Here is a 12,337-nt window from a genome sequence, read left to right on the forward strand (position 1 = left end):
TGCTCAATCTACTAAATTTTGTGTGAGTTTATAGTGTAACCCTATTAGTGGATTGGCATATTTGCACATCGCCACAATATTTAACTGCAAACTTAACTCTTTTTCAGTACAAAATGTGTATTTTCGCCTATTAAATAGTAAATGTGATTTTATGAACGTTCAAATTATTAATAAATCGAAGCATTCGCTTCCGGCTTATGCCACAGAATTATCTGCAGGAATGGATATCCGTGCTAACCTTTCCGAACCAATGACATTGGCTCCGTTGCAACGGTGTTTAGTACCTACTGGACTATATATTGCTCTTCCACAAGGATTTGAAGCACAGATTCGTCCTCGGAGTGGTTTGGCTATTAAAAAAGGAATTACGGTCCTCAATTCTCCAGGTACGATAGATGCTGATTATCGGGGAGAAATCTGTATAATTTTGGTCAATCTTTCTTCGGAATCTTTTGTAATTGAAGACGGAGAGCGTATTGCCCAAATGATTATTGCTAAGCATGAACAAGTGGAGTGGCAGGAAGTGGAAGTGTTGGATGAAACAGAACGTGGAACCGGTGGCTTCGGACATACAGGAAAAAAATGAAATGAAAGCTAAGTTAATACTATTTTTACTGATTAGTACTTTGTTACTTACTTCTTGTATGGCTGCTCAAGCAGCAGGTATAGTAACAGGAAGCACAGCTGTTGTGTTAGGCAATGCCATTGATACAAAATCGGCTGTGAAGAAAGTTGAGAAAAAGAAGAAGAAAGTAGCTAAGGCTAGCAAAAAAACGGAATCACAACTGACGGAAGAGGAACAACGAAAGTATGATTATTTCTTTTTGGAGGCCATACGATTGAAGGAAAAGAAGGAGTATGCAGCTGCTTTTGGGTTGTTGCAACATTGTTTGGATATTGATCCCAATGCAGCTTCTGCACTTTATGAGATTTCTCAGTATTATATGTTTCTCCGACAGATTCCTCAAGGACAGGCTGCATTAGAAAAAGCAGTAGAAAATGCGCCGGATAATTTCTGGTATAGTCAGGGATTAGTTTCTTTGTATCAGCAACAAGATCAATTGGATAAAGCCGTAGTGTTATTAGAACAGATGACGAAGCGTTTTCCCAGTAAACAGGGACCGTTGTTCAATCTTCTGGATATTTACGGACGTCAGGAAAAGTTTGATGAAGTTATTGCCACTTTGAACCGTTTGGAGAAACGTATCGGAAAGAATGAGCAGTTGTCCATGGAAAAGTTCCGTATTTATCTTCAAATGAAGGATGATAAGAAAGCTTTTCAGGAAATTGAAAGTCTGGTACAGGAATATCCGATGGATATGCGTTATCAGGTGATATTGGGTGATGTATATCTTCAGAATGGAAAGAAGCAGGAAGCTTATGATGCTTATCAGAAAGTATTAGCAGCCGAACCGGATAATCCAATGGCTCTTTATTCAATGGCTTCTTATTATGAACAGACTGACCAGAAAGAGCTTTACCAACAACAATTGGATACGTTGTTGCTGAATAAGAAGGTGGCTTCTGATATCAAGTTGAATGTAATGCGTCAAGTAATTGTAGAAAATGAACAAGCTGGTCAAGATAGTACTCAGGTGATTGATTTGTTTACAAAAGTGATGCGACAGGATGTAGATGACCCTCAGATCCCGATGCTTTATGCTCAATATCTGTTGTCTAAGAATATGGAAGATGCTTCTGTACCGGTATTGGAGCAAGTGGTTGATTTGGATCCTATGAATAAGGCAGCTCGTTTGATGTTAATTAGTTCGGCTGCTAAAAAAGAGGATTATAAGCAAATTATCAAAATCTGTGAACCAGGTATTGAAGCAACTCCCGATGCATTGGAGCTTTATTATTATCTTGCGATTGCTTATAATCAGGCAGAGCAAACGGATAGTGTGGTGAGTGTTTGCAAAAAGCTTTGGAACATATTACGCCTGATACTAAGAAGGAAGTTATATCCGATTTTTATTCGATTATGGGGGATATGTATCATACCAAAAAGCAAATGGCAGATGCTTATGCGGCTTATGATTCTGCTTTGGTTTACAATCCTTCGAATGTCGGTGCTTTGAATAATTATGCCTACTATTTATCATTGGAACGTCGTGATCTTGACAAAGCAGAAGAAATGAGTTATAAGACAGTAAAGGCTGAACCCAATAATGCGACTTATCTGGATACGTATGCCTGGATATTGTTTGAAAAAGGAAATTACTCGGAAGCTCGCATCTATATAGACAATGCGATGAAAAGTGATGGGGAGAAGAGTAGTGAAGTGGTTGAACATTGTGGAGATATTTATTTTATGACTGGTGATGTGGAAGGTGCATTAAAGTATTGGAAACAATCATTGGAAATGGGGAATGACTCGAAAATACTGAAACAAAAAATAGAAAAGAAAAAGTATATTGCTGAATGAGAAGATTTGCTTATCTGTTGTTGATGGTTGTAATGTTGGCGGGCTGTAAGAGTAGTAAACATGTGGTAGTAGAGAAAGAAAAGGAAAAGGTGGCAGTAGCTCCGACTTTCAGTTATTTGGCTTCCAAACTCCAGCTGACTATTCCCGGCAAAAGTGGTAGTATGTCAGTGGGAGGTCTCATGAAGATGAAAAGTAACGAACTGGTGCAGATTTCTTTATTAATGCCTATCTTGCGTACCGAGATTGCACGTATCGAGATAGCTCCGGATAAAGTACTGATTGTGGATCGGATGAATAAGCGATATGTGCGTGCAACCAAAGATGAATTGAAAGATATATTGCCTAAAAATGCAGAATTCTCACGTTTGGAAAGGGCCTTGACTGATGCAGCTCTCCCGGGTGGAAAGACTGAACTAACGGGAAAAGAGTTAGGAATTCCTTCATTAGAAAAGGCAAAAATACAGTTATATGAATTCTCGACAAAAGAATTTTCAATGGCTCCAACGGAACTTACCTCTAAATATACGGAGGTTCCTTTGGAAGAATTAGTAAAAATGCTGATAGCTCTGTTATGATAAAACGCATCTTTATGATTCTGATAAGTTGCCTATGGCTGGCAATCCCTCTTTCGGCTCAGTCGAATAAGTTGATTCGTGAGTTGGAAGGCAAACGTGGTGTTCTGCAAAAGCAGATATCTGATACAGAATCATTATTGAAAGATACAAAAAAGGATGTAGGTAGTCAGTTGAATGGTCTAGCTGCGCTAACTGGACAGATTGAAGAGAGAAAACGTTATATTCTTGCTATTAATAATGATATGGAGGCGATTGAGCGTGAGTTGTCTTCTTTGGAATATCAGTTAAATGTTCTTCAAAAAGATTTGAAGGATAAGAAGAAAAAGTATGAAGCCTCTGTGCAATATTTGTATAAGAACAAATCGGTGGAAGAGAAACTGATGTTTATTTTCTCTGCAAAAAGTTTGAGTCAGACATATCGTCGTATGCGGTATGTACGTGAGTATGCGACTTATCAACGTTTGCAGGGAGAGGAAATATTGAAAAAGCAGGAACAGGTACGAAAAAAGAAAGCAGAACGCGAACAGGTAAAAAACGCTAAGGAGGGATTGCTGAAGGAGCGGGAGGCTGAAAAAGCAAAACTGGAGGATCAAGAAAAAGAAAAGCGTACTTTGGTTGCCAATCTGCAGAAAAAGCAGAAAGGATTGCAAAGTGAGATAAATAAGAAGAGAAAAGAAGCTAATCAGTTGAATGCACGTATTGACCGTTTGATTAACGAAGAAATAGAACGTGCACGTAAAAGAGCGGAAGAAGCTCGTCGTAATGCTATTGTTCGTGAGAAAACAGAGTCTAAAGAAAAGAAATCTACAGAGACAGTAACTGCCACAAAGGCAAAACCGCTGGATGCTTACAGGATGAGTAAAGAAGACCGGGAGTTATCTGGGAGTTTTGCTGCGAATCGGGGAAAGCTTCCAATGCCGGTGACCGGTCCTTATGTCATTGTCAGTCATTATGGTCAGTATGCAGTCGAAGGACTTCGTAATGTCCAGCTGGATAATAAAGGAATTGATATCCAAGGTAAGCCGGGTGCGAAGGCGTGTGCGATTTTTGATGGTAAGGTAGCAGCTGTATTTCAACTGAATGGACTATTTAATGTGCTCATTCGTCATGGGGATTATATTTCTGTTTATTGTAATCTTTCTTCTGCATCAGTTAAGTCGGGTGATACGGTTAAGACTAAGCAAGAGATAGGAGAGATATTCTCAGACGGAACAGATAATGGACGTACAGTATTGCATTTCCAATTGCGTAAAGAGAAAGAAAAATTGAATCCGGAACCATGGTTAAACCGATAATTGAATTAATAAAACACATGTGTAAGATGAAATTGACTAAAATCCTAATATTTCTATTAGCCTTTTGGCTCGAACCATTATCAGCAGCTCCATACTTCTCATTCAAGAAGTATCAAGTTGAGGATGGTTTATCTCATAATACGGTATGGTGTGCTATTCAAGATAGTTATGGCTTTATTTGGTTGGGTACTAGTGATGGGCTGAATCGATATGACGGACAGGGGAATAAAGTTTACCGCAATGCACTGAATGAAGATTATTCTTTGGAAAGCAACTTTGTGGAAACTCTTTTTGAAGATGGGCAGAGAATTTGGGTTGGTACTAATTCGGGACTTTATATTTATGATCGGGAGACCGATCGTTTTTCTAGATTCAATAGTACGACTAGTTACGGAGTGTCTGTAAGTAGTGAAGTGAAGAAAGTAGTAAAAGCAAAGGATGGGAAGATTTGGATTGGAACTTTAGGGCAGGGGATTTTTATTTATGATCCTGAAAGAGAAGTGTTAATTCAGAATAGTTCGCAGACATCTTTTCTTTGGGATATTTGTGTTGGAAATGATGGGTTGATTTATACGGCTTCTTTGCAAGAGGGACTCCTTTGCTTCGATGAAAATGGTAAGTTCTTGCAGGCCTATGAGGTTTCACCTTTTGTGGATGCGTCAGACAGTCATAAAATTAATTGTGTACAGAATGTGGATGGCGAAATTTGGGTTGGAGCGGATGTTAATCTTCTGTACCACTTGAATAAACAAACAGGGTTACTGGAACACTATACTACTTCTTTGAACTTTGGGGCCATTCGTTGTTTGTTGAAATATTCGGAGCAAGAATTATTGGTGGGGACGGACAATGGATTATATCTTTTTAATCGTATTACGAATACGTTTTGCAGAGGAGATAATCCATATGATTCACGAAGTTTAAGCGATCAGACAATCAATGCAATGATGTGGGATGCGGAAGGTGCACTTTGGGTAATGACAAACTTAGGTGGAGTAAATTATATGCCGAAAGAGTCCAAACGCTTTGATTATTATTCACCGGCTACATTACCCGGAGTACTGAGCGCAGGAAAAGTGGTAGGCCCTTTTTGTGAGAATAAAGAAGGAAACATATGGATAGGTACACGTAACGGTTTATGTTTTTTTGATTCTGTGACGGGTGAGTTATCTGAATATTCCATTGGAGGCGATAAGAATTTGAAATTAGACATTCGTTCGTTATTACTTGATGATAATAAATTATGGGTGGGTACTTATGCCGGAGGATTGTATGTTATAGATTTGAATACAGGAATGACGAGAAATTATACTCATTCCCGAGGAGTACCTAATACAATTTGTAGTAATGATGTGTTATGTGTATATAAGGATAGACGAGGAAATATTTTTGTCGGGACAAGTTGGGGGTTATGTTGTTATTCTCCGGAAAGTGATGACTTCTTGACTATTACAACCATTGGTTCGATGATATCCGTAGTTGATATATACGAAGATATGTATAACAATCTCTGGATTGCAACTTCCAATAATGGTGTTTTCCTCAATAATACTATTAATAATAGTTGGAGACATTTCCAGCATAAACGCGAAGATTCGACTACTATTTCCAGTAACTCTGTCATCTGTTTGTTTGAGGATATGAGAGGTACGATGTGGTTTGGAACGAATGGAGGTGGACTTTGTTCTTTCAACCCGAAAGAAGAGAACTTTGCCAATTTTGATCCTCAGAATAAAATATTGCCTAATAATGTGATTTATTCTATAGAACAAGATCAGTCAGGTAATTTCTGGATATCTTCTAATATAGGATTGATTAAGATTAATCCTGTTATTAAAGATAGCTATCGTCAGTTTACAGTGAATGATGGTTTGCAGGGAAATCAGTTTACAGCACAGTCTTCTTTAAAATCTTCTAATGGTAAGATCTATTTTGGAGGTATAAATGGCTTTAATGCTTTTGTTCCGGAACAATTCGAAGATAATTCTTATATTCCTCCGGTTTATGTTACAGATATCCGATTACCTTATTTACCTAAAGATAAGACCGTAAAACAGGTTCTTCAGCTTAACGAACCGTTATATATGGCTCGTAAAATTGTATTGCCTTTTAAATATAATAGTTTCTCTATCCGTTTTGTTGCATTGAGTTATGAAGACCCGCATAAGAATCGTTATTCATACATATTGAAAGGTGTAGATAAGGAATGGATTATGAATTCGGAAAGTTATATGGCATCTTATACCAATTTGCCTCCTGGTGAGTATGAATTTCTAGTTCGTGGTTCTAATAACGATTATAAGTGGAGTGATAAAGCAACTCGTTTATGGATAATCATTACTCCTCCCTGGTGGCGAAGTACAATTGCTTATATTGTTTATATCCTTTTGTTGCTTGGACTGACTTATCTGGTTGCTTGGCGTTGGAACTGGTATGTCAAACGTAAATACAAACTTCGAATGGAGGATTATCAGGTTAAACAAGAGAAAGAAGTATATAAGTCGAAGATTAACTTCTTTATTAATCTGGTACATGAGATACGTACTCCACTAAGTTTAATTCGGCTTCCACTTGAGAAGTTGCAGGAAACTCAGAGAGAGGGGAGGGATGTTAAGTATCTTTCTGTCATTGATAAGAATGTGAATTATCTGTTGGGGATTACCAATCAGTTACTTGACTTCCAGAAAATGGAAAGTGGAGCTTTGCAATTGAATCAGAAACGGTGTTCGATCAATGAATTGGTACAAGATATTTATAGCCAGTTTACTAGTCCGGCGGAACTGAAAGGGCTTGAATTAAAACTGGTATTGCCTGATAATAAATTGGTATTAATGATTGATCCGGAAAAGATCAGTAAGATTCTGGTCAATTTGATGGGAAATGCTTTAAAATATTCCCGGACACATGTGGAATTAAAACTGTCGGTGACAGATACCAATATAAGAATCTCTGTAAGTGATGATGGACCGGGAGTCCCGGATGGACAAAAAATAAAGGTCTTTGAAGCCTTTTACCAATTGCCGGGAGACAAGGTCGCTTCTGTAGGAACAGGTATTGGATTGGCTTTTGCAAAGTCTTTAGCTGAGGCTCATCATGGTGATCTGTGGGTAGAAGACGCTGTTGGTGGAGGTTCCTCTTTTGTTTTATCTCTTCCATTGGAGAAAGTAAACGTAGAGCCTGAGGCTGAAATAATAGAAGCTCAATCGGAAGAGGGGGGAGAAGCAACTGTTTCCGAGTTTTCTGGAAAGAAATTTACTGTGTTGCTGGTGGAGGATAATGTCGATTTACTGAATCTGACTCGTGAATCACTGAGTGTTTGGTTTCGTGTATTGAAAGCTACTAATGGCGTTGAGGCACTGGAAGTACTTTCTCGGGAAAGTGTCGATGTGATTGTAAGTGACGTGATGATGCCGGAAATGGATGGGTTAGAGTTATGCAGCCGAGTAAAAAATGATATTGAATATTCGCATATTCCGGTTATTTTATTGACAGCGAAAACAACTCTTGAATCTAAAGTGGAAGGTCTTGAATCCGGAGCAGATGTATATATTGAGAAACCGTTCTCAATAAAACAGCTTCATATGCAGATTGAGAATCTTCTTAAATTGAGGCAGTCTTTCTATAAACTGATGAATAGCTTATCTGTTGGAGCAGCAGACTCTATTGTTACAACAGATCTTGCGATGTCTCAGAAAGACTGTGAGTTTGTTGCTAAAATACAGGGAGTGATTGCAGATCAATTAGCAGATGAAAATTTCTCTATAGATACGCTTGCTGAGCAAATGCATATGAGCCGTTCTAATTTCTATAGGAAAATAAAAGCTCTCTCTGGTGTGTCTCCAAATGATTACTTGAAGACTCTTCGTATGAATCGTGCTGCCGAGTTAATTAAAAGTGGTACGCGGATTTCTGAAGTCGCTTCACAGGTAGGATTTGGTTCTTCTTCTTATTTTGCTAAGTGCTTTAAGGCTCAGTATGGTGTTTTGCCTAAAGATTATATTGGTCAGCCTCCGCTTTCTGGAGAATCATGATCTCGTATGTTATTAAGAGGTGAAATCTCTGTCTGGAGCTAATGTGAGGTGAAGTTGCATCAAAATAGATAATCGTTCTTATTTTGCTTTGTCATTCTGAACGTAGCGAAGAATTTACCTTTATTTAAGTGAAAGAAGAGATTCTTCGCTATGTTCTCTTAGAACAGAATGATAAGTTAATCAGCATTTTGATACAGCTTCATTTTATTTATAGAACTTGTATACTTTTTTAGCATAGCGTTTTCCTATTAGCAATTGTCCTTTAGTCCCAAAATGAGGATCTGTTTCATCTTTGTAGCAATCTGCTCCTTTGGATGAAACCCAATCAGAGTATGGGATAAATGAAGAAACCTTCCTAATCATCTTATTAAAAGGAGCTGTTCCTGCTTCTCTTTTTGTCCAATTCCATTGAGAAATCTGTCCAACAATAACAGGAAGCTCAGGCATTCCCAGATCTTCTCTGAAACTTTTAATAAGTAAAATTAATTTTTGCTTATATTCTTCCGGATTCGAACAATCGGCTTCTCCTTGATGCCAGAGAATAGCTTTCAAGTGTCCTCCTTGTTTCATGGCTATTCGGATTCGTGATAAGGCTTTTTCATAATACCCATTTTTGTTGTCTTTCAACCAGGCATTTATGGAGCTTCCCCCGCGGGCATTTACTACTAAACCTACCGGGTGTTTCGTTTTTCTTTCAATTTCCTTGGCAAAGGCATAACTTGGTCCTAAACGTTGCATTGATAGGTTCTTTCTGACTGTTGAATAACGATTTAACGGATTGGAAGCCGGTTCAAAATGTCCTTTGTCATTTAATAGATATACATTTTGCAAAGTGTCCATTATTTCCGGAGTTAGATCTGCACGTCCTGCCATGTTAGATTGACCTATACATAAATATAAGTCTAGATCGGATGGTTTTACTTTTTCTCCGGCATATATCGCTAAAGATTGAAAAAGTAGAAATAGTAACAAATATAGATTCTTATTCATATCTGTTTTTTATTTGAAGTTATATTTAAGTGTAAATTCTCTTGTGTTTATAGTTTAGTATCAGTTTTCCTTTACTTGATATTGATACATGACGAAGTTATTTTTTTGGGGAAGAGTGACTTTTATTGAGCCTTTTCTTCCAACTATACTATTCATTGCTTTACCATTTCCAAATATTGGAGTACAGACGATTTCTTTACCTTCAGGTAACCAAGTTTCTATCCATGTTTCATCTTGGTCATTATCTTCTCTATAAATAAGGAGATAACCACTCGGAGCTTTGTTCACTTGATCGCAGATCGATTGGAAACCTGTCCAAGAGCGTCCGGAAGGTTCATCTCCAATAGGGAGAATGATTCCTTGGTGAAAATTATATTGTAGTTCTTTGTATTGCTCTACTAGCTTCTTCAGTTTAAACGCTTCGTCAGGAAGATTAGAAGCTTCCATCCAGGCTAATGGCTGTCCTGCCATAGTAGTTGCAAAGAGATATTCGAATGAATAATTTGCCGGAGCAAATGGTTCGTTACCATATTTCTGTGAATTTCTCCACTTATTTAGAAATTCGATTTGCAATTTTTCTGCGGGTACATATTTGGCTAGCATCCATAAGTTGCGAAGTGTCCAATATGGGTAGTAATTCTTCCAATCTGTATAGCGGTTTTCCAGAAAGATATTTCCATATTCATTGAACATATGGTAACCTCCACGACGGCTGGCTGTCGCATCTAGATTGAACATGACTTTATTATCCGTCTCTGCCAGTACTTTATTAAATAGTTTACGAAGATTTATTTCAGATGTTTTGGTGGGAATGGTCAATCCATCAATCTTAAAAATTCGGATTCCGTATTTACGATAAATTCCGATCAGTGCTTCTGCGTCTTTATGCCAGTCTGCAAAATCATTTTGTACACTGGGATTGAACCATAGACAAATCTCAATACCTAACCTTTTTCCTCTTTCAACAATTGGAGTTAATCCATGTGGATATTTGTCTATATTGGGTTTCCAGTAGTCTTTATTATCCCAGATATTCTTGAAAGATCCTTTGGCTATAGCTGAATTAGGACTTTTTCCCGTTTGCCATCCATCATCTATTTGAAAATGAGTAATTCCTAATTTAGCTGCACGTTCTAATTCTTGTAAGCAGAATGCTTCATTGACTTTAGTATCTTGGCTGCGATCACCCCAAGTATTCATCATAATCATTTCGTCACGTTCTTGAAGATGGGTACGGATGTTTTTCTGGTAATTGCGTAATGCAGTCAATGCTTCTAGTTCATCTCCAGTATATACTCCTGTTACGCAACTGTATGTTCGCGTCCATTCATCTTCTCGGATATCTGTTTCTGTAAGTCCTAATCCCGTGATCATGAATTTTCCAAATTCAGCGATGAAGTCTGCATCTTTATACGCTAACTGAACACTGGAGCAAGGAGCTTCTTTTAAAAAGAAGAAACCATTGTTATCTTCTCCGTTACGTACGAAAAAAAGGTTCCCACGATAATTGTTTTTACGATAAATAATGGCATTTCGTTCTGTTACTAAATTATTATTCCAATCTGTCACATCCCAAAATTCTACAGCTTTCGCATGCCAATGTTGTCCTTTAAAATTCAATTGGTCTAAGATCGCAGTTATAGCCCTGGATTTCATGTCTTCTGCAAATTCTATATTTTTGTGGTCGGCTGAATTTTCATTTTGTTCTCCTGAAATACGATTCATTGTTCCTTTCAGATAGGTATCACATGCTATTGCTGGGCAATGATCATAAATTCGATATATTCTTTGAATATCTAATGCACCCAAGGTGAATGTTACTGTCGTTTTTAGATAAGCTGGATGAATATCAGTAGCAGTTACTTCTTCCGTTCGGCATAGACCGTTAGTGCCGACTTTCTCCGTTTTGGAAATGAGTAGATCCGGTAGGGGAGCGGTTACTAGTTCTATTTTACCACTTGCTTTGTTACTTAAACTATATGTCATTAAATTCCCACCATTCCAAATAAACTTCCGTTCAATCTGATCATTCCCAATAATTAATGTGTCTCCTTCTTGCTGGCAATAATATGTTTTTTGAGCAAAAGCGGATACTACTATAAAAAATATTATTAATGTAACGAACTGTCTTTTCATCTTAAACATTAATTTTAATAGTTACCCACAATAGTTATATGGGAAATGGTTGATTGAAATGAGATAACGACAAAGATGTCTTAATGACAAGGTCTTAGTTTTCATATGAAACTAGTTTTAGATTTAACAATGCAAAATAAGGCAAAAACATTTAGAAGAATGTAAAGATAAGAATCAATAAATAATAAAATATGCTTCCCATCTTCCCTAAACATATATAATAGCTTTATTTTGGAAGATTTGAGACCATCCAATTGCTTGAAATCTAAAGCGATAGGTCTGGTCAGTATGCTCTTTCATCTTTCAGCGCTAGCTTGATAAAATGAATCGCGATATATTTTCAGGAAAACGGATCATCAACACATCATTCGCTGTTTTGTCTTCAGTTCCTTATTTAATGACAGGAATAAAATCATAAACAAACTCCCATAATACGTTTCTAGGGCTTCAAAATGATTATTATTTTTCTGCTTGTTGAGGATTAATAGTTAATATATCAGCTATTAATCCTCAATATCTTAGATATTAGTAGCCAATAGATTGACTATTAATATTTGAAAACAATGTGTATCTGCTTTAAGATAACTAAACATGATGGAGCTCTGTTACTTTTCCAGTAGTGCAACCGTACACCATAGATAAGGAGCCTGTCCATGATAATCCCCCGTATTGCGGGGACGGTCATAGTAGTACTGCTTACTATTCTTTTTGTTTGTTCCGACACATACTTCTCTCACAGCTCCCTTATCATTAATATAGGACACCAAAGCCATCCATGCTTTACGTGCAGCAGGACCGTATACCTCTGCATCCAGCCAGCCATTCTTCACACCTACAATAAAAGCAAAAGTAAACATGGCAGATCCGGAAGTCTCGGCCCAGCAG

General features: G+C 37.5%; 7 protein-coding genes and 1 pseudogene. 5 read left to right on the plus strand and 3 right to left on the minus strand.

The window, feature by feature from the left end:
- The first annotated feature begins 151 nt into the window (after window positions 1-151).
- The 5 genes and pseudogenes from dut (at window position 152) to JCM17102_RS08125 (ending at window position 8,326) form a co-directional block, all read left to right on the plus strand.
- Entirely contained in the window at window positions 152-586 is a 435-nt protein-coding gene (gene dut, locus JCM17102_RS08105; protein ID WP_025074739.1) for a dUTP diphosphatase, read from the plus strand.
- A 1-nt stretch (window position 587) separates the two neighbouring features.
- Window positions 588-2,425, plus strand: a pseudogene (locus JCM17102_RS26740) (tetratricopeptide repeat protein).
- Window positions 2,422-3,000, plus strand: coding sequence for a lipoprotein insertase outer membrane protein LolB1 (lolB1, locus tag JCM17102_RS08115; protein ID WP_025074740.1), 579 nt, complete (start codon window positions 2,422-2,424; stop codon window positions 2,998-3,000). The pseudogene JCM17102_RS26740 and the gene lolB1 overlap by 4 nt, the downstream one beginning before the upstream one ends.
- The gene (locus JCM17102_RS08120) at window positions 2,997-4,295 is read left to right on the plus strand and encodes a murein hydrolase activator EnvC family protein (protein WP_025074741.1); all 1,299 of its coding nucleotides are present in this window, start codon (window positions 2,997-2,999) and stop codon (window positions 4,293-4,295) included. The genes lolB1 and JCM17102_RS08120 overlap by 4 nt, the downstream gene beginning before the upstream one ends.
- Window positions 4,296-4,321: 26 nt before the next feature.
- Window positions 4,322-8,326 (plus strand): hybrid sensor histidine kinase/response regulator transcription factor, encoded by a 4,005-nt coding sequence (locus tag JCM17102_RS08125; protein ID WP_025074742.1) that lies wholly within the window; start codon window positions 4,322-4,324, stop codon window positions 8,324-8,326.
- Window positions 8,327-8,530: 204 nt separating this feature from the next.
- On the opposite strand, the gene JCM17102_RS08130 is transcribed toward JCM17102_RS08125, so the two are convergent.
- The 3 genes from JCM17102_RS08130 to JCM17102_RS22690 all read right to left on the minus strand — a co-directional run.
- Window positions 8,531-9,316 (minus strand): sialate O-acetylesterase, encoded by a 786-nt coding sequence (locus tag JCM17102_RS08130; RefSeq protein WP_025074743.1) that lies wholly within the window; start codon window positions 9,314-9,316, stop codon window positions 8,531-8,533.
- Window positions 9,317-9,376: 60 nt separating this feature from the next.
- A complete protein-coding gene (locus JCM17102_RS08135) occupies window positions 9,377-11,452 on the minus strand; it encodes an alpha-galactosidase (RefSeq protein ID WP_025074744.1) in 2,076 nt (691 codons plus the stop codon).
- A gap of 605 nt (window positions 11,453-12,057) precedes the next feature.
- The coding region (locus tag JCM17102_RS22690) for a glycoside hydrolase family 88 protein (RefSeq protein ID WP_025076565.1) at window positions 12,058-12,337 on the minus strand (280 nt) is incomplete at its 5' end.

This window comes from Bacteroides faecichinchillae JCM 17102 (assembly GCF_000614145.1).
Taxonomy (GTDB): Bacteria; Bacteroidota; Bacteroidia; order Bacteroidales; family Bacteroidaceae; genus Bacteroides; species Bacteroides faecichinchillae.